12 protein-coding genes are annotated in these 23,490 nt (G+C 70.2%); 6 read left to right on the plus strand and 6 right to left on the minus strand.

What is annotated here, in order from left to right; genetic code table 11:
• The first annotated feature begins 97 nt into the window (after positions 1 to 97).
• From NF20_RS21390 to NF20_RS21415, 6 genes are all read left to right on the plus strand, one after another.
• A complete protein-coding gene (locus NF20_RS21390; RefSeq protein ID WP_033710893.1) occupies positions 98 to 3,424 on the plus strand; it encodes an arabinosyltransferase domain-containing protein in 3,327 nt (1,108 codons plus the stop codon).
• Positions 3,421 to 6,618: an arabinosyltransferase EmbB gene (embB, locus tag NF20_RS21395; RefSeq protein ID WP_033717481.1), complete on the plus strand. Its 3,198-nt coding sequence runs from the start codon at positions 3,421 to 3,423 to the stop codon at positions 6,616 to 6,618. Before NF20_RS21390 ends, embB begins: the two co-directional genes overlap by 4 nt.
• 144 nt (positions 6,619 to 6,762) lie before the next feature.
• Positions 6,763 to 7,278, plus strand: a complete 516-nt coding sequence (locus NF20_RS21400; RefSeq protein ID WP_019732576.1) for a hypothetical protein — start codon at positions 6,763 to 6,765, stop codon at positions 7,276 to 7,278.
• A gap of 10 nt (positions 7,279 to 7,288) precedes the next feature.
• A complete protein-coding gene (locus tag NF20_RS21405; protein ID WP_019732575.1) occupies positions 7,289 to 9,058 on the plus strand; it encodes an acyl-CoA dehydrogenase family protein in 1,770 nt (589 codons plus the stop codon).
• An 8-nt stretch (positions 9,059 to 9,066) separates the two neighbouring features.
• Positions 9,067 to 9,888 (plus strand): helix-turn-helix domain-containing protein, encoded by an 822-nt coding sequence (locus tag NF20_RS21410; protein ID WP_019732574.1) that lies wholly within the window; start codon positions 9,067 to 9,069, stop codon positions 9,886 to 9,888.
• Positions 9,889 to 10,782, plus strand: a complete 894-nt coding sequence (locus NF20_RS21415) for a class I SAM-dependent methyltransferase (RefSeq protein WP_019732573.1) — start codon at positions 9,889 to 9,891, stop codon at positions 10,780 to 10,782.
• Here NF20_RS21415 and NF20_RS21420 read toward each other — a convergent pair.
• From NF20_RS21420 to ag85A, 6 genes are all read right to left on the minus strand, one after another.
• Positions 10,779 to 12,344: an acyl-CoA carboxylase subunit beta gene (locus tag NF20_RS21420; RefSeq protein ID WP_031344660.1), complete on the minus strand. Its 1,566-nt coding sequence runs from the start codon at positions 12,342 to 12,344 to the stop codon at positions 10,779 to 10,781. The two genes, NF20_RS21415 and NF20_RS21420, sit on opposite strands and share 4 nt — an antisense overlap.
• A gap of 8 nt (positions 12,345 to 12,352) precedes the next feature.
• Positions 12,353 to 17,728, minus strand: coding sequence for a polyketide synthase Pks13 (pks13, locus tag NF20_RS21425; protein ID WP_033710898.1), 5,376 nt, complete (start codon positions 17,726 to 17,728; stop codon positions 12,353 to 12,355).
• A gap of 11 nt (positions 17,729 to 17,739) precedes the next feature.
• Complete coding sequence (gene fadD32, locus NF20_RS21430) at positions 17,740 to 19,638, minus strand: long-chain-fatty-acid--AMP ligase FadD32 (RefSeq protein WP_009974458.1); 1,899 nt, start codon at positions 19,636 to 19,638, stop codon at positions 17,740 to 17,742.
• A 270-nt stretch (positions 19,639 to 19,908) separates the two neighbouring features.
• A complete protein-coding gene (locus NF20_RS21435; RefSeq protein WP_003872575.1) occupies positions 19,909 to 20,919 on the minus strand; it encodes a cutinase family protein in 1,011 nt (336 codons plus the stop codon).
• 164 nt (positions 20,920 to 21,083) lie between these two features.
• Positions 21,084 to 21,986 (minus strand): esterase family protein, encoded by a 903-nt coding sequence (locus NF20_RS21440; RefSeq protein WP_033710907.1) that lies wholly within the window; start codon positions 21,984 to 21,986, stop codon positions 21,084 to 21,086.
• A 161-nt stretch (positions 21,987 to 22,147) separates the two neighbouring features.
• On the minus strand, positions 22,148 to 23,191 hold the full coding sequence (gene ag85A, locus NF20_RS21445; protein WP_011723409.1) for a diacylglycerol acyltransferase/mycolyltransferase Ag85A: 1,044 nt from the start codon (positions 23,189 to 23,191) through the stop codon (positions 22,148 to 22,150).
• Positions 23,192 to 23,490 lie beyond the last annotated feature (299 nt).

Below are 23,490 nucleotides of genomic sequence, written 5' to 3' on the forward strand. Positions count from 1 at the left end.
AATCACCCCCGGGTTCGCACCGGCGCGCGGCGGAGATCGCCCCCGCGCAGCCCCGCATCCCGGGCGGACAAAGCCGCGTCGCTTACGATCGAGCCTCGTGCCCCACGACGGTAAACAGCGATCGCAGCGGATCCCCCGGTCGGTGGCCGCCGTCGCGGGCATCGCCGGCCTGCTGCTGTGCCTGGCCGTCCCGCTGCTCCCGGTGCGCCAGACCACGGCCACGGTGCTGTGGCCGCAGGGCACGGTCGACGGACACGTCAGCCAGATCACCGCGCCCCTGGTGTCGGGGGCGCCCCGCGCGCTGGACATCTCCATCCCCTGCCCGGCCGTCGCCACCCTGCCCGCCGACGGCGGCCTGGTGGTCTCCACGCTGCCGCCCGGCGGCATGGACGCCGGCAAGAACGGGCTGTTCGTGCGGGCCAACAAGGACGTGGTCGTCGTCGCCTTCCGGGACACCGTCGCGGCGGTGGCGCAGCGCCCGGCCGTCGCCGCCGGGGCCTGCAGCGTGCTGCACGCCTGGGCCGACGCCGGCGCGGCCGGTGCCGAGTTCGTCGGCATCCCCGGCGCCGCGGCAACCCTGCCCGCCGAGAAGAAGCCCCAGGTCGGCGGGATCTTCACCGACCTCAAGGTGCCCGCCGGGCCGGGGCTTTCGGCCCGCGTCGACATCGACAACCGGTTCATCACCGCGCCGACGGTCCTCAAACAGATCGTGATGGTGCTGGGCACGCTGGCGGTGCTGACCGCCATCGTCGCGCTGGCGGTGCTGGATCGGCGCAGCCGCGGCGGCGGCACCCTGATCAACTGGCGCTCCCCGATCGCGTGGCTGTCCCGGTACCGCCCCGGCACCCATTTGGCCAACTGGCGCCGGGTCGGGCTCGCGACCTGGATCGCCGACGCCGCGGTGCTCGCCGCCCTGCTGCTGTGGCACGTCGTCGGGGCGACCTCGTCGGACGACGGCTACAACCTGACCATCGCCCGGGTTGCGCCGAAGGCCGGCTACCTCGTCGACTACTACCGCTACTTCGGCACCACCGACGCGCCCTTCGACTGGTATCTGGGCCTGCTGTCCCGGCTGGCCTCGGTGAGCACGGCCGGCGTGTGGATGCGGCTGCCCGCGACGCTGGCCGGGATCGGCTGCTGGCTGATCATCAGCCACTGGGTGCTGCGCCGGCTGGGCCCGGGCCGGGGCGGGCTGGCGGCCAACCGGGTGGCGGTCTTCACCGCGGGCGCGGTGTTCGTCGCGGCCTGGCTACCGTTCAACAACGGGCTGCGGCCCGAACCGCTGATCGCGCTGGGCGTGCTGGTTACCTGGATGCTGGTGGAACGGGCCATCGCGCTGCAGCGGCTGGCGCCGGCGGCGGTGGCCGTCGTGGTGGCGTTGCTGACCGCCACCCTGGCGCCGCAGGGCCTGATCGCGGTCGCCGCGCTGCTCACCGGCGCCCGGGCCGTCGCCCAGACCATCCGGCGGCGCCGGGCCAGCGACGGTCTGCTGGCGCCGCTGGCGGTGCTGGCGGCGGCGCTGTCGCTGATCCTGGTGGTGGTGTTCCGCAGCCAGACCGTGGCCACGGTGCTGGAGTCGGCCCGGATCAAATACAAGGTCGGCCCGACGATCGCCTGGTACCAGGATTGGTTGCGCTACTACTTCCTGACGGTCGAATCCAACCCCGACGGGTCGATGGCGCGGCGCTTCGCCGTGCTGGTGATGCTGCTGTGCCTGTTCGGCATGCTGGTCATCCTGCTGCGCCGCGGCCATGTCCCCGGGGTGGCCAGCGGCCCGGCCTGGCGGCTGATCGGCACCACCGCCGTCGGCCTGCTGCTGTTGACGTTCACGCCGACCAAGTGGGCGGTCCAGTTCGGCGCCTTCGCCGGGCTGGCCGGGGCGCTGGGCGCGCTGACCGCGTTCGCCTGCTCGCGGATCGGCCTGCACAACCGCCGCAATCTCACGCTGTACGTGACGGCGTTGCTGTTCGTGCTGGCCTGGGCCACCTCCGGGATCAACGGCTGGTTCTACGTCGGCAACTACGGGGTGCCGTGGTACGACATCCAGCCGGTCATCGCCAGCCACCCGGTGACGTCGATGTTCCTGACGCTGTCCATCATCACCGGGCTGCTGGCGGCCTGGCAGCACTTCCGGATGGACTACGCGGGCCACACCGAGGTCAAGGACAGCCGGCGCAACCGCGTGCTGGCGTCCACCCCGCTGCTGGTGGTCGCGACCATCATGGTGGTCGGCGAGGTCGCCTCGCTGACCAAGGGCGCGGTGTTCCGCTACCCGCTGTACACCACCGGCAAGGCCAACCTGGCCGCCATCGCGTCGGGGCTGTCGCCGACCAGCTGCGCGATGGCCGACGACGTGCTGGCCGAGCCGGACGCCAACGCCGGCATGCTGCAGCCGCTGCCGGGCCAGACGTTCGGGCCGGACGGGCCGCTCGGCGGGGTCAACCCGGTCGGCTTCAAACCCGACGGCGTGGGCGACGACCTGCAGTCCGACCCCGTGGTGACCAAGCCCGGGCTGGTCAACTCGGACGCCTCCCCCAACAAACCCAACGTCGCCTACAGCGACTCGGCGGGCACCGCCGGCGGCAAGGGGCCGGTGGGCGTCAACGGCTCGCACGCGGCGCTGCCGTTCGGCCTCGACCCGGCCCGCACCCCGGTGATGGGCAGCTACGGCGAGAACTCGCTGGCCGCCACGGCCACCTCGGCCTGGTACCAGCTGCCGCCCCGCACGCCGGACCGCCCGCTGGTGGTGGTGTCGGCGGCCGGCGCGATCTGGTCCTACAAGGAGGACGGCACGTTCACCTACGGCCAGTCGCTGAAACTGCAGTGGGGCGTTGCCCGCCCGGACGGCAGCACGGTGCCGCTGGCCGAGGTGCAGCCGATCGACATCGGCCCGCAGCCGGCGTGGCGCAATCTGCGCTTCCCGCTGGGCTGGGCGCCGCCGGAGGCCAACGTGGCGCGCATCGTCGCCTACGACCCGAACCTGAGTTCCGAGCAGTGGTTCGCGTTCACCCCGCCGCGGGTGCCGGTGACCGAAACCCTGCAGCAGCTGATCGGCTCGCAGACGCCGGTGATGATGGACATCGCGACCGCGGCGAACTTCCCGTGCCAGCGGCCCTTCTCCGAACACCTTGGCGTGGCTGAACTTCCGGCCTACCGCATCCTGCCGGACCGCAAGCAGACCGCGGCGTCGTCGAACCTGTGGCAGTCCAGCGAAGCCGGCGGGCCGTTCCTGTTCCTGCAGGCGCTGCTGCGCACCTCGACCATCCCGACCTATCTGCGCGGCGACTGGTATCGCGACTGGGGATCGGTGGAGCAGTACTTCCGGTTGGTGCCGGCCGATCAGGCGCCGGACGCCGCTATCGAACAGGGTGTGATGACAGTGCACGGCTGGAGCCGGCAGGGACCGATTCGGGCACTCCCATGAGCGTTTCGACCGTCGGCGGCGACGTGCGGGTGACGCGCTGGGTGGCGACCATCGCCGGGCTGATCGGGTTCGTGCTGTCGGTCGCCACCCCGCTGCTGCCCGTCGTGCAGACCACCGCGACGCTGAACTGGCCGCAGGGCGGTCAGTTGAACAGCGTTACCGCACCGCTGATTTCGCTCACCCCGGTGGACCTGACCGCGACGGTCTCCTGCTCGTTGGTGCGCGACCTGCCGCCCGAGGGCGGGGTGATCCTGTCCACCGGGCCCAAGAAGGGCAAGGACGCCGCGCTCAACGCGTTGTTCGTCGTCGCCCACGGCAAGCGCATCGACGTCACCGACCGCAACGTGGTGATCGCCAGCGCATCCCGGGATCAGGTGGCCGGAGCCGGGTGTTCCCGCATCGAGATCACCTCGACCCGCGCCGGCACCTTCGCCACCTTCGTCGGGCTCACCGACCCGGCGGGCAAACCACTCGGCGGCGGATTCCCCGACCCCAACCTGCGGCCCCAGATCGTCGGCGTGTTCACCGACCTGACCGGGCCCTCCCCGGCCGGCCTGAAGCTGTCGGCGACCATCGACACCCGATTCTCCACCACGCCAACCACTTTGAAGCTGGCGGCGATGGTGACGGCGATCCTGGCCACCATCGTCGCGCTGGTCGCGCTGTGGCGGCTCGACCAGCTGGACGGGCACCGGATGCGCCGGCTCATTCCGGCGAACTGGCGCACGTTCACCCTGGCCGACGTCGCGGTGATCTTCGGGTTCGTGCTCTGGCACGTAATCGGGGCGAACTCGTCGGACGACGGCTACATCCTGGGCATGGCCCGGGTGGCCGACCGCGCCGGCTACGTGTCGAACTACTTCCGCTGGTTCGGCAGCCCCGAGGACCCGTTCGGCTGGTACTACAACCTGCTGGCGCTGATGACGCATGTCAGCGACGCCAGCCTGTGGATGCGGTTGCCGGACCTGTTCGCCGGAATCGTGTGCTGGCTGTTGCTGTCCCGCGAGGTGCTGCCCCGGCTGGGACCGGCGGTGGCCGCCAGCAGGCCGGCCAACTGGGCGGCGGGCATGGTGTTGCTGACGGCGTGGATGCCGTTCGACAACGGGCTGCGCCCCGAGCCGATCATCGCGCTGGGATCGCTGGTCACCTATGTGCTGATCGAGCGTTCGATGCGCTACAGCCGGCTCACCCCGGCCGCGCTGGCCGTCATCACGGCCGCCTTCACGCTGGGCGTGCAGCCCACCGGGCTGATCGCGGTGGCCGCGTTGGTCGCCGGTGGTCGCCCGATCCTGCGCATCCTGGTCCGCCGGCACCGGGTGGTGGGCACCTGGCCGCTGGTGGCGCCCATGCTGGCCGCCGGCACGGTGATCCTGACGGTGGTGTTCGCCGACCAGACGCTGGCAACGGTGTTGGAAGCCACCAGGATTCGCACCGCGATCGGACCCAGCCAGGCCTGGTACACCGAGAACCTGCGCTACTACTACCTGATCCTGCCCACCGTCGACGGCTCGCTGTCCCGGCGGTTCGGCTTCCTGATCACCGCGCTGTGCCTGTTCACCGCGGTGTTCATCATGTTGCGGCGCAAGCGAATTCCCGGGGTGGCCCGCGGGCCGGCGTGGCGGCTGATGGGTGTCATCTTCGGCACCATGTTCTTTTTGATGTTCACCCCCACCAAGTGGGTGCACCATTTCGGCCTGTTCGCCGCGGTGGGCGCGGCGATGGCCGCGCTGACCACCGTGCTGGTGTCGCCGGCGGTGCTGCGCTGGTCGCGCAACCGGATGGCGTTCTTGGCCGCGCTGCTGTTCATGATGGCGCTGTGCTTCGCCACCACCAACGGCTGGTGGTATGTGTCCAGCTACGGGGTGCCGTTCAACAGCACCATGCCGAAGATCGGCGGAATCACGGTCAGCACAGTCTTTTTCGCGATGTTCGTCGCGGCCGCGCTGTACGCGATCTGGTTGCACTTCGCCTCCCGGGAGCACGGCGAGGGCCGGCTGGCCCGGGCGCTGACGGCGGCGCCGGTGCCCCTCGCGGCCGGCTTCATGGCGCTGGTGTTTATCGCGTCGATGGTGGCAGGCATCGTCCGCCAGTACCCCACCTACTCCAACGCCTGGGACAACCTGCGCGAGTTCAGCGGCGGCTGCGGGCTGGCCGACGACGTGCTCGTCGAACCGGACAGCAACGTCGGCTACATGACGCCGCTCGGCGGCGATTACGGGCCGCTGGGCCCGCTGGGCGGGCAGCACCCGGTGGGCTTCTCCCCGAACGGGGTGCCCGAACACACTGTCGCCGAAGCGATTCGGATCACCCCCAACCAGCCCGGCACCGACTACGACTGGGACGCGCCGACCAAGCTGAGCGCGCCGGGCATCAACGGCTCGACCGTGCCGCTGCCGTACGGCCTGGACGCCGCCCGGGTGCCGCTGGCCGGCAGCTACACCACCGGGGCGCAACAGCAGAGCCGGTTGACCTCGGCGTGGTACCGGCTGCCCGCACCCGATGACGGTCACCCGCTGGTGGTGGTGACCGCCGCCGGCAAGATCGCCGGCAACAGCGTGCTGCACCACCACACCGACGGGCAGACCGTGGTGCTCGAGTACGGCCGGCCCGGGCCCGGCGGTGACATCGTGCCCGCCGGCCGGCTGGTGCCCTACGACCTGTACGGCGAGCAGCCCAAGGCCTGGCGCAACCTGCGCTTCGCCCGCTCCGACATGCCCGCGGACACCGTGGCCGTGCGGGTGGTGGCCGAGGACCTGTCGCTGACGCCGGAGGACTGGATCGCGGTGACCCCGCCGCGGGTGCCCGAGATGCGCTCGCTGCAGGAGTACGTCGGCTCGACCCAGCCGGTGCTGATGGACTGGGCGGTCGGGCTGGCCTTCCCGTGCCAGCAGCCGATGCTGCACGTCAACGGGGTCACCGAGATCCCCAAGTTCCGCATCACCCCGGATTACACCGCCAAGAAGATGGACACCGACACCTGGGAGGACGGCACCAACGGGGGCCTGCTGGGGATCACCGACCTGCTGCTGCGGGCGCACGTGATGTCGACGTACCTGTCGCACGACTGGGGCCGGGACTGGGGATCGCTGCGCCGGTTCGAAACCATCGCCGACGCGCATCCCGCGCAACTCGATCTGGGCACCGCGACCCGCACCGGTTGGTGGTCGCCGGGCCCGATACGAATAAAACCATAAATGGTTTAGCCGTAATTATTCACCGGTCGAATAACGCGCCGAATTAACGATCGAGTAATTACCGATAATGGGTTTCGGCAATCCATTTCCGGGTCAATACTAATTCCGCCGTGATCCAGTTCACACCCGGAAAAGGATGGCCCGATGCACACGCTGATTCGCCTGGGAACCCACGCGGCCGCCGTCACGGCGCTGATCCTCCCGGCCGCGGTGTCATCCCCGGCCACCGCGGCCGCCGAGGGTGGCGGCACCACCGTCGTTTTCGACAACTACCTGCGCCGTTGCGATTTCAGCAAGGTGAGCATCGCGCCCAAGGTGCCCAGCCCGATGCTGGGCACCGGCTCGGCCGTCGTCCGCGTCAATGGGTCCACGGCCGTGGCCGAGGTGCATTTGGTGGACGCGCCCGAGCCGGGAATGCATTTCGACGTCGGCCTCATCGAAGAACCGCGGCCGTCGTCGGCCGGCTGCGGGCCCGGCGACCCGGGAACCGCTTTCACCGGTATGGACCTCGACGGCGCGGGCCGCGGCACGGCGACCGTTTCCGACACCGTCCGGCCCGGCACCACCGGGGTGTGGTTGATCATCGAGCGGCCGAATCCGAACTCGCAGAATCCGGCCGAGTTCTACACGTCGGAGTTCGTGGTGCCGGTGGGCGCGTAACGTCTCAACGATGAGCGACTACGCCGTCGAGGCGGTGGATCGGCTGCCCTTTTCCACCGCGGAGAAATCCCAGCGCTACGCGACCGAGAACTACTGCGGGGCCGTGGGTCTCAACTGGTATGACACCGATCCGACGCTGCAGTTCACCATGTCCTACTACCTGCGGCCCGACGAGCTGGCGCTGGCCGAGCGGCATCTGTCGCGCATCGGTGAGCTGATGGGCGGCCCGGTGGCGCGCTGGGCCGAGGAGACCGACCGCAACCCGCCCCGGCTGGAGCGCTACGACCGGTGGGGCCACGACATCAGCCGGGTGGTGATGCCGCCGTCCTTCGTCCAGTCCAAGCGGGCCGTGCTGGAGGCCCAGCAGGCGCTGCGCACCGAAGCGCGGGCGGCGAAGATGAGCTCGTCGCTGCCGCTGTTCGCGTCCAATTACCTGCTCAACCAAGCCGATATCGGGATGGGGTGCGCGTTGGGCACCGGCGGCGGCATGGTGCAGTCGCTGGTGGCCGCCTACGCGCCCGCCGATGTGCGCGAGCACGTGCTGGCCAAGTTCGCCTCCGGGGAGTGGGCCGGTGAAACCGCGCAACTGCTCACCGAGCGCACCGGCGGCTCCGACCTGGGCGCGTTGGAGACCACCGCGACGCGCCACGGCGACAGCTGGCTGCTCAACGGCTTCAAGTGGTTCGCCTCCAACTGCGCCGGGGAGGCGTTCGTCGTACTGGCCAAACCCGAAGGGGCACCTGACAATTCGCGTGGTGTGGCCAACTTCCTGGTGCTGCGCACCCGCCGCGACGGTTCCCGCAACGGGGTGCGGGTGCGCCGGCTGAAGGACAAGCTCGGCACCCGCTCGGTGGCCTCCGGCGAGGTCGAGTTCGTCGACGCCGAGGCGTTCCTGCTGTCCGGCGAGCCCACCGACGGCGCCGCGTCGGACGGCAAGGGGCTGGGCCGGATGATGGAGCTGACCAACGCCGCGCGGCTGGGCATCGCGTTGTTCGGGCTCGGCAACGCGCGCCGCGCCCTGGTCGAGTCGCTGTGTTACGCGCGGCAGCGCCGGGCGTTCGGCGGCGCGCTGATCGACAAGCCGCTGATGCGGCGCAAGCTCGCCGAGCTGATCGTCGACGTCGAGGCGGCGCAGGCGATGGTGTTCGACGGCACCGGCGCCACCAACCATCGCCAGCCGCGCGGCATGCGCCAGCGCATCGCGGTGCCGGTCACCAAGCTCCGGGTATGCCGGCTGGGCATCACCGCGGCCTCGGATGCGATCGAGATCCACGGCGGCAACGGCTACATCGAAAACTGGCCGGTGGCAAGGCTTTTGCGGGACGCCCAGGTCAACACCATCTGGGAGGGCCCGGACAACATCCTGTGCCTGGATGTGCGGCGCGGCATCGAGCAGACCCGGGCGCACGAGACGCTGCTGGCCCGGCTGCGCGATGCGGTGTCGGTGGCCGACGACGACGAAGCCACCCGCCTGGTGGCCGGCCGGATCGAGGACCTGGACGCGGCGATCACCGCCTGGGGCAAGCTCGACAAGCCGCTGGCCGAGGCGCGGCTGTTCGCGCTGGCCCAATTCATGGGCGACGTCTACGGCGGCGCGTTGCTGGTCGAGCAGGCCGCCTGGGAGCGGGCCACCCGCGGCAGTGACCGCAAGGCGCTGGTCGCGCGGCTCTACGCGCAGCGCTACCTCGCCGACCGGGGCGCGCTGCGCGGCATCGACGTCGACTCCGACGAGGCGTTGCAGCGCTTCGAGGAACTGGTCGACGGCGCGTTCCGTCCCTAGGCCGCACCATGACTGCTCCGCGGTTGTACCGGCCGAGCCCGCCGCTCGCCGAGCACATCGAGTATTTCGGTTACTGGCGCGGCGACGAGGCCTTGGGGGTGCATACCAGCCGGGCGCTGCCGCGCGGCGCGGTCACCGCGATCATCGACGTCGGCGGCCGCACCGACCTCGGCTTCTACGCCTCGGATGCCCGCACGCCGCTGACGGTTCCGCCCGCCTTCGCCGCCGGGGCGGGCGCGACGGCCTACGTCGTGCGGGTCGCCCCCGCCCACACCGTGATGACCATCCACTTCCGGCCCGCCGGGGCGCTGGCATTCCTGGGTTGCCCGCTGAGCGATCTGGAGGATGCGCTGGTTGGCCTCGAAGACCTCTGGGGCCGGGACGCGGCGCTGCTGCGCGAGCAACTCATCGACGCCGGCTCGCCACCGCGCCGCGTGGCGCTGCTGCAGGCGTTTCTGGTCCGCCGGATGCGCCGCGACGCCGCGTGGCCACCCGCGCGCCTGGCGCCGGTGTTGCGCGGCGGGGATCTCGACCCGTCCATGCGCGTCTCGAAAGCCCAAGAGCTGAGCGGTCTTTCGCGTAAGCGGTTCGCCGCGCTGTTCCGCTGCGAGGTCGGCCTGTCACCGAAGGCCTATCTTCGGGTGCGCCGGCTGCAGGCCGCGCTGCGCGCGCTCGACACCCCGGCGCGGGGCGCGACGATCGCGGCCGATCTCGGCTACTTCGATCAGGCCCACTTCGTGCGCGAGTTCCGCGCCTTCACCGGCGTCACCCCCACCCAGTACGCGCGGCGACGCTCGTCGATGCCCGGTCACGTCGAACTCGCCCGGTGAGTGCACGCGGCCAAAATATCCAAGCCGCGGCCGGCGCCCGGCGCCGATGATGGGGTGATGGAAGCAAACCTCGCCGCGGTCGCCGACACCGCGCTGCTGGTGGCCGCCATCCGCGCCCACGAAACCACCCGCGACGACCGGCTTTTCGCCGATCCGTTCGCGGCACGGCTGGCCGGCGATCGGGGGCGCGAGCTGCTCGCCGGGGCGCTGGCCGCGACCGACGAGAGCGCCACCGCGCAGATCGTCGTGCGCACCCGGTTCTGGGATGACGCCCTGCTGGAGGCGGCGCAGCAAATCAGCCAGCTCGTCATCCTGGCCGCCGGCATGGACGCCCGCGCCTACCGGCTGGCGTGGCCCGACGGCACGGTCGTCTACGAACTGGACCAACCGGAGGTGCTGTCGGCCAAGGACGGCGTGCTGGCCGGCGAACGGCCGGCGTGTCGACGTGTCGCGGTGGGGGTCGATCTGGCCCAGGACTGGCCGGCCGCCCTGCGCCGCGCCGGACTCGATCCGTCCGCGCCGGCGGTGTGGCTGATCGAGGGGCTGCTGCAGTACCTCGACGAGGCCGCGGTCACCGCGTTGTTCGACCGCGTCGACGCGCTCTCGGCGCGCGGCTCGGTCCTGCTCTACGACGTCGTCGGCAAGGCGCTGCTGGAGTCGGAGTTCATGGCGCCGGTGCTGGAGTCGATGGCCCGCAGCGGCGCCCCGTGGCGCTTCGGCACCGACGACCCGGGCGGGTTGTGCGAGCGCCTCGGCTGGTCGGCGACGGTCACCGATGTCGCGGAACCGGGCAACCGGTACCAGCGCTGGTATGCGCCCGCGGTCCCGATGGACGTCGCGGGGGCGCCGCGCGGTTATTTCGTGCAGGCGACCAAGCAGGCCGTGGGCGACTAGACCGGGATCAGCCCGTGCTTGCGGGCGACGCGGAACCACAACTGCTTGTCCCGCAACAATTTCAGCGACTTGCGCAGCAGCAGCCGCGTCTCGTGCGGGTCGATGACCGCGTCGATGAAGCCGCGTTCGGCCGCCGTCCACGGGATCGCCATGTTGAGGTTGTAGCCCTCGATGAAGTCCTTCTTGATCTGCTGCGCCTCGGGCGTGGTCGGGTCGGGGAACCGCTTCATCAGCAGCTGCGCCGCCCCCTCGGCGCCGATCACCGCGATCCGCGCGGTCGGCCAGGCGAAGTTGAAGTCGGCGGTCAGCTGCCGCGAGCCCATCACGGCGTAGGCGCCGCCGTAGGACTTGCGGACGGTGATGGTCACCTTCGGCACGTCGGCCTCCACCACCGAGTAGAGGAACCGGCCGCCGCGCTTGATAATGCCCCGCTTCTCCTCCTCGGCCCCGGGCAGAAAGCCGGGCGTGTCCACCACGAAGACCAGCGGGATGTTGAACGCGTCGCAGAACCGGATGAACCGCGCGGCCTTGTCCGAGGCCTCGTTGTCGATCGACCCGGACAGGTGCATGGGCTGGTTGGCGATCACGCCCACGGGGTGGCCGTCGACGCGGGCGTAGCCGGTGATGATGGCCGGGCCGTGCTGGGCGGCCACCTCGAGGAAGTCGCCGTCGTCGAAGATCCGCAGCAGGATCTCGTGCATGTCGTAGGACATGTTGTCCGAGTCCGGCACGATCGAGTCGAGCTCGAGGTCGGTCGGCGTGATCTCGGGCTCCAGCCCGGGGTTGACGATCGGCGGCTGGTCGAAGCAGTTGGACGGCAGGAAGGACAGGTACTCCCGCACGTACTGGAACGCCTCGGCCTCGGTGTTGACCACGTGGTGGATGTTGCCGTAGCGGGCCTGCGCGTCGGAGCCGCCGAGCTCGTCGAGGGTGACCTCCTCGCCGGTGACCTCCCGGATCACGTCCGGGCCGGTGACGAAGAAGTAGCCCTGATCGCGCACCGAGACCAGCAGGTCGTCCTGGATCGGCGAATACACCGCTCCCCCAGCGCATTTGCCGAAGATCAGCGAGATCTGCGGCACCAGCCCGCTCAATGCCTCGTGCCGGCGGCCCAGCTCGGCGTACCAGGCCAGCGAGGTGACCGCATCCTGGATGCGGGCGCCGCCGGAGTCTTGGATGCCGATGATCGGGCAGCCGACCATGGCGCACCACTCCATCAGCCGGGCCACCTTGCGGCCGAACATCTCGCCGACCGTGCCCTGGAACACCGTCTGGTCGTGGGAGAACACCCCGACCGGCCGGCCGTCGATCATGGCGTGGCCGGTGACGCAGCCGTCGCCGTAGAGGGCGTTGGGGTCGTTGGGTGTCTTGGCCAGCGCCCCGGTCTCCAGGAAGGTGCCCGGATCGACCAGCGCGTGGATGCGGGCCCGGGCGCTGGGGATGCCCTTCTTGTCCCGCTTGGCGGCGGCCTTCTCGCCACCGGGCTCCTTGGCCAACTCCAGCCGGCGGTACAGCTCGGCCAGCTTCTCGGCGGTGGTGTGCTGGATGGGGGCCGGCGCCATCTCCGTCACTACTTGCCTACCTCACTTGTCTGACTGGTTTGCGCCTCCACCTTATTCAGCACGTCGGTGAGGTGGGCGCCGACCTTGCCGATGATCGGTTCGTCGATGACCTGGATGTGCTCGCCGCCGATCGGAACCACTTCCAGGTCGGCCACATACTCGCCCCAGCCGCCGTCGGGCTGGCGGATGGCGTAGCGCGGCTCGAACTCGATGACGTCGTCGTGGTAGCGGTCGGCCATGTACAGCGTCACGTGCCCGTCGTACGGCTCGATCTGGACGGTCTCGAGCGCCCGGTTGTCCAGGTAGGACGTCCGCTGGTGCTCGACGATGCCGCCCGGGATCTGCACCCCGCTCTGCTGGACGATGTCCAGCACGAACTTGACCTGCCCTTCGTCGTCGAGCTCCTCGAGCTGCTCGTAGGGGATCGCCGGGATCTCGACGTTGAAGGTGCGCTCGGCGAACCGCGCGTAGCGGTCCCAGCGCTTGCGGGTCTCCTCCTTGGTCTGCGGGATCTCCTCGCCGGCGCGGACGGTGTCGATCAGCCCGACGAAACGGACGTCGGCGCCGGCCCGCTTCAGCCCGATCGCGCAGGCGTAGGCCAGCGCGCCGCCGAGCGACCAGCCCACGAGGACGAACGGGTTGTCCCCGTTGAGCTCCAGCAGCTTGGGCACGTACTGGGCGGCCCGCTCCTGCACGGACCCCTCCACGCGCTCGAAGCCGTACATCGGGGTGTCCGGCGGCAACCGCTTGAGCAGCGGCTCGTACACCACGGTGGAACCGCCGGCCGGGTGGAACACGAACACCGGGATCTTGGTGCTGCCCTCCGGCCGGGCCCGCAGGGTGCGCACGAACCCGTCGATCTGGCCGGCCTCCAGGTAGGTGCGCACCCGCTCGGCGAGCGCCTCGATGGTCTCGGCGGCCTGCACGTCCTCGACGGTGATCGGCCCGTCGGCCCGCTCCGACAGCCGCTGCGCCATCTTGGCGGCGGTGTCGGCGTCCAGCTTGGGCAGCGGGTTGAAGATGCCGCCCGCCGACTTGCCGGTGACGATCGCCCAGGTGGCGAAGGTGACCCGCTCGGCGGCGTCGCGCGGGGGCACGTCGGAGTTCAGCGCCTTGGTCACCGCTTCGGAGCTGAGCGCCTCGGCCAGGCTCGGCTTGGGCTGCCCGCCGTTGGCGGAGGGACCCGACGGGTCCGTCGGCGGCGGCGGAATCGGGGTGTCCGACGGCGGCGGCGGGGCCGGCTGGGTCTCGGGCTCGGCCTGCGGGTCGGGGGCGGGCGCGGCCACCGAGGCCGGCGTCGCCCCGCTGAGCAGCTGGGCCTGTTCCTTGGCGATCTCCTCGGGCGTCAGCGTCTTCTGATGCTCGTGCAGCGCCTCGACCTCGTCGCGGTGCTCGATCGCGTACGTGATCAGCTGCTCGATGTTGTAGAGGTTGGCATCACGCACCGCCGTCAGCTGGATCGGCGGCAGGTCGAAGTCGTATTCGACCCGGTTCTTGATCCGCACCGCCATCAGCGAGTCCAGGCCCAGCTCGATCAGCGGCACCTCCCACGGCAGGTCCTCGGGCTCGTAACCCATTGCCGCCGAGACGATCAGGCCCAGCCGCTCGGCGACGGTCTCGCCCGAATCCGGTGACCACTTGCCGGTACCGGCGGGCAGGTAGCGGGCGGTCAGGCTGTCCGACAGCGTCTCGGCGTTGGTGTCCTCCTCGACGGGGGCCTCCGCCGGCTGCTCGGGCGCCGCGACGGTCGGGGCGGCGGCGATGGCCGCGCCGGCGCCGACCGCGGTCGGCAGCGCCGCCACGTTCTGGCCGGCCCGCGACACCAGCGCGTCGTAGACCAGGGTGAAGGACTCGTCGATGCGGGCATGCACCTGGACCGACGCCCCACCCGGATGACGGGTCATGGTCGTCACCAGCCGGGCTCCCGGGCCGGGCACCGCCCGCTGCTCGGAGGCCACCAGCTGCGCGTCCGGAAGCACTTGTGTGGCAGCCGATCTCACCAACGCCGCCAGGTCCGTCTCGCCGTTGCGCGGCGCGTATTCCCACACGTGCCGGCCGTCCGGCAGCGCAACGTGGGTGCCCGGCATGATCACCGAACCGTCGCCGGAGAAGTGCACGTCGAGCCAGTGCTCTTTGCGCTTGAACCGGGTCGGCGGGATGTTCGCGTAATCCTGCGGACCCTTCGCCCGGGTGAACAACGTGCGAATGTCCAGGTCGTGGCCGTAGACGTAGAGCTGGGCCATGGCCGAGATCATCGACTCGACGTCGTCCTGTTTTTTGGCGAGCGTCGGAATCAGTTGGGCGTCATGCAATCCCGCGGCGGCGGTGGTCAGGCCGATCTGCATCAGCGCCACCGGGTTGGGGGCGAGCTCCAGGAACGTGGTGTGGCCGCTGTCGACGGCGTTGCGGATACCGTGGGTGAAGTAGACGGAATGCCGCATCCCCTTGACCCAGTAGGCGACGTCGTGGACCGGCTCGCTGCCGGGCTTGATGTAGGTGCCCTCGTGCACCGTCGAGAAGATCCCGACGGTCGGGCTCATCGGCTTGATGCCCTGCAATTCCGCGGAGAACTCGCCGAGCAGCGGGTCCATCTGCGAGGTGTGCCCCGCGCCCTTGGTCTGCAGCTTGCGCGCGAAACGCCCCTCGGCCTCGGCGCGGGCGACGATCGCGTCGATCTGCTCCGGCGGCCCGCCGATGACGGTCTGGCTGGGCGCGGCGTAGACGCACACCTCCAGGCCGGGGAAGTCGGCGAACACCGTCTTGAGTTCGTCGGCGGAGTACTCGACAAGGGCCATGAACCGGATGTACTCGCCGAACAGCATCGCCTCGCCCTCGCCCATCAGGTGCGAGCGTGAGCAGATCACCCGGGCGGCGTCGGCCAGCGAGAGCCCGCCGGAGAAATACGCCGACGCCGGCTCGCCGAGCGATTGGCCAACCACCGCAGCGGGTTTGGCGCCGTGGTGGCGGAGCAGCTCACCCAGCGCGATCTGGATCGCGAAGATGACGACGTTGGAGGTCTCGATGCCGTACTCGTGCGAGTCGTCGAGGATCAGTTCGAGCACCGAGTAACCGCGCTCGTCCTGGATCAGCGCGTCGACCTTCTCGATCCACTCGGCGAAGACCTCGTTGCGCAGGTACAGGTTCTTGCCCATCTTGCGGTGCTGCGCACCGAAACCGGCCATCGCCCACACCGGGCCGTTGGTGACCGGGCCGTCGGTGCTGAACACGTTCGGCCGCTGCTTGCCCTCGGCGACCGCCCGCAGACCCTTGATGGCCTCCTCGTGGTCGTGGGCCAGCACTACCGCGCGGGAGCGGCCGTGGTTGCGCCGGGACAGGGCGCGGCCGATCGATTCCAGCGACGACGCTTGCCCCTCCGGGCTTTCCATCCAGTCCGCCAGCTCGGCGGCGGCCGCCTTTTTGCGTGACGTCAGAAACGCCGACACGGCCAGCGGGATCAGCGGCTTGGTGGGCTCGGACTCCTGTTGCGCCGCAAGCTCTTCCAGCGCGATCGCCTTGAGGCGCAGCGCCTCCTCGGTCAACCCGGGAAGCTCGTGCTCTTCCTCCTCGGGCGCTTCGGGGTCGGGGATGACGTTGCCGAAGTCGTCGAACCGCAGCGCGTGGGCCTGCGGCTCAGGCGATTCGGTGGGCTCGGCGGCGGCCTGCGGGGCGGGCGTTGGTTCCGGTTCGCGCTCGATGACGTCGCGGGGCAGCACCTCGCGCACCACCAGGTGCGCGTTGGCGCCACCGAACCCGAAACTGGACACCCCGGCCAGCGCGTAGCCGCCGTAGCGCGGCCAATCCGTCGGGCTGTCAATGACTTTCAGGCGCATGCCGTCGAAGTCGATGTAGGGGCTGGGCCCGGCGAAGTTGATCGACGGCGGCAGCTTGTCGTGCTGCAACGCCAGCACCACCTTGGCCAGGCTGGCCGCGCCGGCCGCCGACTCCAGGTGTCCCACATTGGTTTTCACCGCACCGAGCAGCGCCGGACGGTCGGCGGGCCGGCCGCGGCCGACCACCCGGCCCAGCGCCTCGGCCTCGATCGGGTCACCCAGCACCGTGCCGGTGCCGTGCGCCTCGATGTAGTCGACGGTGCGCGGATCGATGCCGGCGTCCTTGTAGGCCCGGCGCAGCACCTCGGCCTGGGCGTCCTGGTTGGGGGCGATCAGACCGTTGGACCGGCCGTCGTGGTTGACCGCGCTGCCGGCGATCACGGCCAGGATCTGGTCGCCGTTCCGGCGGGCGTCGTCGACCCGCTTGAGCACGAACATGCCCCCACCCTCGGAGCGGGTGTAGCCGTCGGCGTCGGCGGAGAACGACTTGATCCGGCCGTCGGGTGCCAGCACCTGGCCGATCTCGTCGAAACCGAGCGTCACCAGCGGGGTGAGCAGCGCGTTGACCCCACCGGCGATCGCCACGTCGCACTCGCCGTTGCGCAGCGCCTGCACGGCCTGATGCGTCGCCACCAGCGAGCTGGAGCAGGCGGTATCCACCGCCACCGAGGGGCCGCGGAAGTCGTAGAAGTAGGACACCCGGTTGGCGATGATCGAGCTGGCGGTGCCGGTGATCGCGTAGGGGTGCGCGACGGTCGGGTCGGACACGGCCAGGAACTGGTAGTCGTTGTTGGAGAAGCCGACGTACACGCCGACCGCCTCGCCGCGCAGGCTGGACGCCGGGATGCGGGCGTGCTCGAGCGCCTCCCAGGTCAGCTCCAGCGCCATCCGCTGCTGCGGGTCGATGTTGTCGGCCTCGGTCTTGGCGACCGCGAAGAACTCCGAGTCGAAGCCCTTGATGTCCTTCAGGTAGCCGCCGCGGGTGCGGGCGCCTGCCACCCGCGCCGCGATGCGCGGCTCCTCGAGGAATTCCGACCAGCGGCCCTCGGGCAGGTCGGTGATGGCGTCGCGGCCCTCCATCAGCGCTTGCCAGGTCTCATCGGGGCTGTTCATGTCGCCGGGCAGCCGGGTGGACAGCCCCACGATCGCGATGTCGACCCGCTCGGCCGGCCCGCTGCGCGACCAGTCCATGTCGTCGCCGGCGTCGACGGCCTCCGGCTCGCCCTCGATGATGCGGGTGGCCAGCGACTCGATGGTCGGATGCTGGAAGGCCACCGCCACCGACAGGGTGACGCCGGTCATGTCCTCGATGTCGGCGGCCATCGCCACCGCGTCCCGCGACGACAGGCCCAGCTCGACCATCGGCACCGTCTCGTCGATCTCGTCGGGTGACTTCCCGACGGCCCGGCCCACCCAGTTGCGCAGCCACTCGCGCATCTCGGGCACGGTTGTCGGGCGCCGCTCCTCAGCATCGCTTCGCTCTGCCTCGTCGCCGGCGCGCATATCGCTCTTCTTGGCGGGCGTGTTCTCCTGAGGTTCGTCTATGTCAGCCATGGTCCTGATGCTCAGTCGGTTGAGTTGGCGAAGGCCGTCGGGGAGCCGACACCGCTTCGCAGGCTGCCGTCGAGGTAGGCGGCGCGGCAGGCGCGGTGCCCGATCTTGCCGCTGGAGGTCCGCGGAATCGTCCCCGCCTGCACCAGCAGCAGATCGCGGACCGTGACGCCGTGGCGCACCGCGATGGCGGCCCGGATGTCGTCGGCGATCGGCTGGTAGTCCAGCTTGTGGGTGCCGGGCGCGCGCTCGGCGACGATCACCAGCTGCTCGGAGGTGTCGTCCGGGTCGTACTTCAGCCCGGTGTGCGGGTTGTCGAACACCTCTTTGGGCAGCTGGTTGGCCGGCACCGAGAAGGCGGCCACATACCCGGTGCGCAGCGCCTTGCTGGCCTCCTGCGCCGAGTACTCCAGGTCCTGCGGGTAGTGGTTGCGGCCGTCGATGATGACCAGGTCCTTGATCCGGCCGGCGATGTAGAGGTGGCCCTTGTAATAGGTGCCGTAGTCGCCTGTCTTGACCCACATCGCGTCGTCCGGGGCGCCCTCGGCGTGCGACTGGCTGATCCGCGACTTGAGGATGTTGCGGAAGACCTCGTTGGTCTCCTCTTCCTTGCCCCAGTATCCGATGCCCATGTTGTTGCCGTGCAACCAGATCTCGCCGATGTGCCCGTCCGGCAGCTCGCTGGCGGTCTCCGGGTCGACGATGACCGCCCACTCGTCGACGCCGATGACGCCGGCGGACACCTGGGCCACCGCGTTGGGGGCATCGGCGGGCACCTCGACGAAGCGCTGCTTGTTCAGCTCGGCGCGGTCGACGTGGATGACGGTGGGCGCCTGGTCCATCGGGGTGGTGGAGACGAACAGCGTCGCCTCGGCCAGGCCGTAGGACGGCTTGATCGCGGTCTCGCGCAGGCCGTACGGCTTGAAGGCCTCGTAGAACTTGCGCATCGAGGACGGGGACACCGGCTCGCTGCCGTTCAGGATTCCCTTGACGTTGCTCAGGTCCAGCGGCGGCTCGCCCTCCTTCGGCACCCCGCGCACTGCGGCGTGCTCGAACGCGAAGTTGGGCGCGACGGTGAACACCTCGCAGTCGGGGGCGTCGTCGGGCTTGCGGGCCATCTCCCGGATCCACCGGCCGGGACGGCGCACGAACGCGGCGGGGGTCATGAAGGTGAAGTTGTGGCCGAGCACCGGCGACAGCATCGCGGTGATCAACCCCATGTCGTGGAAGAACGGCAGCCAGGACAGGCCGCGGTCGCCCTCCTTGCCCTCCAGCCCGTTGAGCACCTGCAGCACGTTGGTGGGCAGGTTCAGGTGGGTGATCTCCACGCCGGTCGGGGTGCGGGTGGAGCCGGAGGTGTACTGCAGGTAGGCGATGGTGTTCTCGTCGGCCTCCGGCGGCACCCAGGTGGAATTGACCTCGTTGGGCACCGCGTCGACGGCGATGACGCGCGGGCGCTCCTTGGCCGAGCGGGCGCGGATGAACTTGCGGACGCCCTCGGCGGCCTCGGTGGTGGTCAGGATGGTCGACGGGGTGCAGTCGTCGAGCACGGCGTGCAGCCGGCCGACGTGACCGGGCTCGCTGGGGTCGAACAGCGGCACCGCGATCCGGCCGGCGTACAGGGCGCCGAACAGCGCGATCAGGTAGTCCAGGTTCTGCGGGCACAGCACCGCGATGCGGTCGCCGGGCTCGGTGACCTGCTGCAGCCGGGCGCCCACCGCGCGGTTGCGGGCGCTGAACTCCGACCAGGAGATGTCGCAGGCGACGCCGTCGCGCTCGGTGGAGAAGTCCAGGAATCGGTAGGCGAGCTTGTCGCCACGAACCCTCGCCCATTTCTCAACGTGCTTGACCAAGTTCGTGTTCTCGGGGAACTTGATCTTTCCATTCACGATGAACGGGTTGTGGTACGCCATTCCGCTCTCCTGTCACACCTGTGTTCGGTCGGCCAGGCCGACGTTGTTGTCCGGTCGGCGCGCGCCGACGGCTACATGTCTACGCAATGTCCACGCACGGGCAGCCCCCGCAGCCCCAGCCGGCATCGACCCCGACCGGGCCCGCGACAAAGTCTGGCAGCTCTTAAATTCCTCTTAATGTTACGGGGCCGCCCACGGCAGACCAAATCACAAGGTACCGCCGATGGCCACCGGCAACGGCCACCTGACGGCTGTGTCCGGCCGCCCCGATCATCCGTGTTTGGGTTGTGGCGCATTCGCGATCAATCCGTGAGCCCAGTTCAACGTCCAGTCGGTGGCCGGCACCCCGTCCAGGCTCCAGCACTGGGTGGTGGCGTACAGCGCGTGGACCGGTTGGCCGGCACCGCCGGCCAGGGTGTTCAGCGTGGCGGGCAGGTTGGCCACGCTGAAGGCCTCCTCGGGCGCGGCGCAGATCAGGTCGCCCGGCGCGCAGATCTCGTTGGTCTTGGCGTTGAGGTCGCCGAACCCGCCGGGCCGCGCGCCGGTCATGGTCAGGCCCAGCCCGGACAGGATGGGCACCTCGTGCAGGGTCACCTCGGCGCCCTGGCCGGGCGGGTTGGGCCCGATGTCGTTGCCCACCCCCTGCTGGCGGCGGCCGTCGGCGATCAACGTCACACCCAGCACCAGGTCGTCGTCCACCGGCCCGCGGCCGTTGCCGATGTCGCTGGCGATGTCGCCGGCGATCACCGCGCCCTGCGAGAAGCCCATCAGCACGTAGCTGGTCAGCGGGCACTTGTTGTTCATGTCGGTCATCGCCGCGACGGTGGCCCGGGTGCCCTCGGCCCTGCTGGCGTTGTAGGTCATCTGCGTGTCACCGCTCAACGGGTTGTGGAACTGCGCGGTGTAGGGAGTGGTGTAGGCCTGCAACCGCGACGGCGGGAACTGCTCGGTGAGGCTCGCGGTCACCTTGTGCAGCAACGCGTTCGGGAACTGCAGCGGGTTCCCCGGGTCGTCCTGCGGGGCCGATTCCCAGGTGCCGGGCACGTTGACCAGCAGCACGTCCGGGCAGGAGGCGTCCTGCGACGCCGGCCGCGGCTTGTGCGGATGGCCGGTCGTCGAGGTGGGCGGCAGCACGCCGGGCGGCACCGCGCTGGGCGGCGCCTCGCGGCCGCGCAGCACCACGACCGCGGCCACGATGACCAACAACACGACGCCGGCCACCGACAGGGCGGCGATCCAGGCCAGGGTGCGACGGCGCTTGCGCCGGGCGTTGGTAGGCATGTTCTCCTGCTGGCAGAGCGGGTGGACGCAGCGGCGCGACGCCCGCGCTCTGCTGCACGCTCTACACGGTACCGGCTCGCCCTAGGTGGTCAGCCCGGCCGCGAGCGGCTAGCCATGTGGCGGCGACCCGCGGCGCCCGGCTGCGCCGCGCTGGCGATCGCCGTCTAGCGAATGGCGCCGACGATGTCGCCCGACATCGCGCCCAACTGGCCGGCCCACGAGCCCCAGCCGTTGTCGCCGCCGCCGGGGAAGTCGAAGTGCCCGTTGTGCCCGCCGTTGCTGCGGTACTGCTGGTAGAACTCCCGCGAGCTACCCATCGCCGCGCCCGCCTGGCCGATCATCGCGGCGTCGTCGCCGCCCATGTTGGTCGGGCTCCACACCCACACCCGGGTGTTGTTCTGGGCCAGCAGCGACGCGTGCACGTACGGGTCGTGCCACTTCCACCGGCCCAGCTGCGGCGCCCCCCACATGCCGTTGCCGTCCACGCCGCCGTACTGCTGCAGGCCGGCCAGGATGGCGCCGTTGTAGTTGGTGCTGGACGGGTAGAGAAACCCGGACAGCGAGCCGGCGAAGCCGAAGCGGTCGGGGTGGAAGGCGGCCAGCGCCATCGCGCCATAGCCGCCCTGCGAGGCGCCGACGGCGGCGTGCCCGCCCGGGGCCAGCCCCTTGTTGGCGGCCAGCCAGTCGGGCAGCTCGCTGGACAGGAAGGTGTCCCACTGCTTGCTGCCGTCCTGCTCCCAGTTGGTGTACATGCTCCACGCGCCGCCGGCCGGGGCCACCACCGAGATGCCCTTGCCGCCGAGGGTGTTCATCGCGTTGCCTGCGGTCACCCAGTTGCTCACGTCGGGCGCCGCGTTGAAGGCGTCCAGCAGGTAGACCGCATGCGGGCCGCCGGCCAGGAAGGCCACCGGGATGTCGCGGCCCATCGCCGCCGACGGCACCATCAGGCTCTCGTAGCCCGCGGCCCGGGCCACGCCGGTGACCGCGGCGGGCTGCAACGCCACGCCCAGCCCCGCCGCCAGCACGGCGATGCAGAACACCCGAAGAAGCGCCGACACACCCCGCACGACCGTCATGTCCACCCTCCATCGTCTAGTCGCTGAGAGCACATTAGCCAGGGCCGTAGTTCCCCCGCGCGCCGGGTAGTGAAACTCGTCACACCGTCGCGAAACGACCGGCGGCGGGAGCCCCGAAGGGTTCCCGCCGCCGGCGTCATGCTCGGTATTGGTTAGGTGCCCTGGCCGTTCCCGGCGTTGGTGGCCGCGGCCGTGGCCGGACCGGCACCCGGGGTGGCGCCCAGCACCGACTGCAGGTCAGGCTTCATCGCCTGCAGCTGCGCGCCCCAGTAGGGCCAGTCGTGGGTGCCGTTGGCGTCGAAGTTCCACACCGCGTTGTGGCCGCCGGCGCCGTTGTAGGCGTCCTGGAACTTCAGGTTGGACGTCCGCACGAAGCCCTCCAGGAACTTGGCGGGCAGGTTGTCGCCACCGAGGTCGGACGGCTTGCCGTTGCCGCAGTACACCCAGATCCGGGTGTTGTTCGCGACCAGCTTGCCGACCTGCAGCGACGGGTCGTTGCGGGCCCAGGCCGGGTCCTCCTTCGGACCCCACATGTCGGCGGCCTTGTAGCCACCGGCGTCACCCATGGCCAGCCCGATCAGCGACGGGCCCATGCCCTGCGACGGGTCCAGCAGCGCCGACAGCGAGCCGGCGTAGACGAACTGGTCGGGGTGGTAGGCGGCCAAGATCAGCGCCGAGGAGCCGGCCATCGACAGGCCGACGACACCGCTGCCGGTCGGCTTGACCTGCTTCTGCGCCGACAGGTACTGCGGCAGCTCGCTGGTCAGGAAGGTCTCCCACTTGTAGGTGGTGCAGCCGGCCTTGCCGCAGGCGGGCTTGTACCAGTCGGAGTAGAAGCTGGACTGGCCGCCGACCGGCATGGCGACCGAGATGCCCGACTGGTTGTACCACTCGAACGCCGGGGTGTTGATGTCCCAGCCGTTGAAGTCGTCTTGCGCGCGCATCCCGTCGAGCAGGTACAACGCGGGCGAGTTGGCCCCACCGCTTTGGAACTGGACCTTGATGTCCCGTCCCATGGCGGCGGAGGGAACCTGCAGGTACTCCACCGGCAGACCGGGGCGCGAGAAGGCCCCGGCGGTCGCCGAGCCCCCGACGGCGCCAATCAGGCCCGAGAGCAGCGCCGCACCAGCGGCCCCCACCACGAGCCGGCGCGGCATCCCCGCCACGGCGCCGCGCAATCTGTCGACAAGCGTCATCCTTGCTTCCTCATCCTTCTTGCGGCGTTCCGGCGCGTTCGTCCGCTCGGCCGCTTTCTTGATTGGTTCGAACCGCCTGCGCCTACCGATGGCATGAAGCGCAGGAGTGCTCGTGTAGTCAACCACACCGGTGGCCGTTCGGTCGCATCGAGGCGAGCCCGCCAGCGGCCGAGCGGCCCTGGAACCCAGCGGTTTTCACATCCAACACGTGTACAAAAGTCGACGTCGGCGCATGTGCTTGACCGCCGTGGCGAGCTGGTCGGGGGTCAGATGTGATGTTGCTGCCAATTTGTCGCGGA

The sequence above is a fragment of the Mycobacterium sp. MAC_080597_8934 genome, assembly GCF_000523975.1.
Lineage (GTDB): Bacteria > Actinomycetota > Actinomycetes > Mycobacteriales > Mycobacteriaceae > Mycobacterium > Mycobacterium avium.

Bases quoted from the DNA above. Each gene is read 5' to 3' on its own strand.
- ag85A (WP_011723409.1), bottom strand. From the start codon at position 23,191: ATGACGCTTGTCGACAGATTGCGCGGCGCCGTGGCGGGGATGCCGCGC.
- NF20_RS21410 (WP_019732574.1), top strand. From the start codon at position 9,067: ATGACTGCTCCGCGGTTGTACCGGCCGAGCCCGCCGCTCGCCGAGCAC.
- embB (WP_033717481.1), top strand. From the start codon at position 3,421: ATGAGCGTTTCGACCGTCGGCGGCGACGTGCGGGTGACGCGCTGGGTG.
- fadD32 (WP_009974458.1), bottom strand. From the start codon at position 19,638: ATGGCGTACCACAACCCGTTCATCGTGAATGGAAAGATCAAGTTCCCC.
- NF20_RS21435 (WP_003872575.1), bottom strand. From the start codon at position 20,919: ATGCCTACCAACGCCCGGCGCAAGCGCCGTCGCACCCTGGCCTGGATC.
- NF20_RS21400 (WP_019732576.1), top strand. From the start codon at position 6,763: ATGCACACGCTGATTCGCCTGGGAACCCACGCGGCCGCCGTCACGGCG.
- NF20_RS21405 (WP_019732575.1), top strand. From the start codon at position 7,289: ATGAGCGACTACGCCGTCGAGGCGGTGGATCGGCTGCCCTTTTCCACC.
- pks13 (WP_033710898.1), bottom strand. From the start codon at position 17,728: ATGGCTGACATAGACGAACCTCAGGAGAACACGCCCGCCAAGAAGAGC.
- NF20_RS21420 (WP_031344660.1), bottom strand. From the start codon at position 12,344: ATGGCGCCGGCCCCCATCCAGCACACCACCGCCGAGAAGCTGGCCGAG.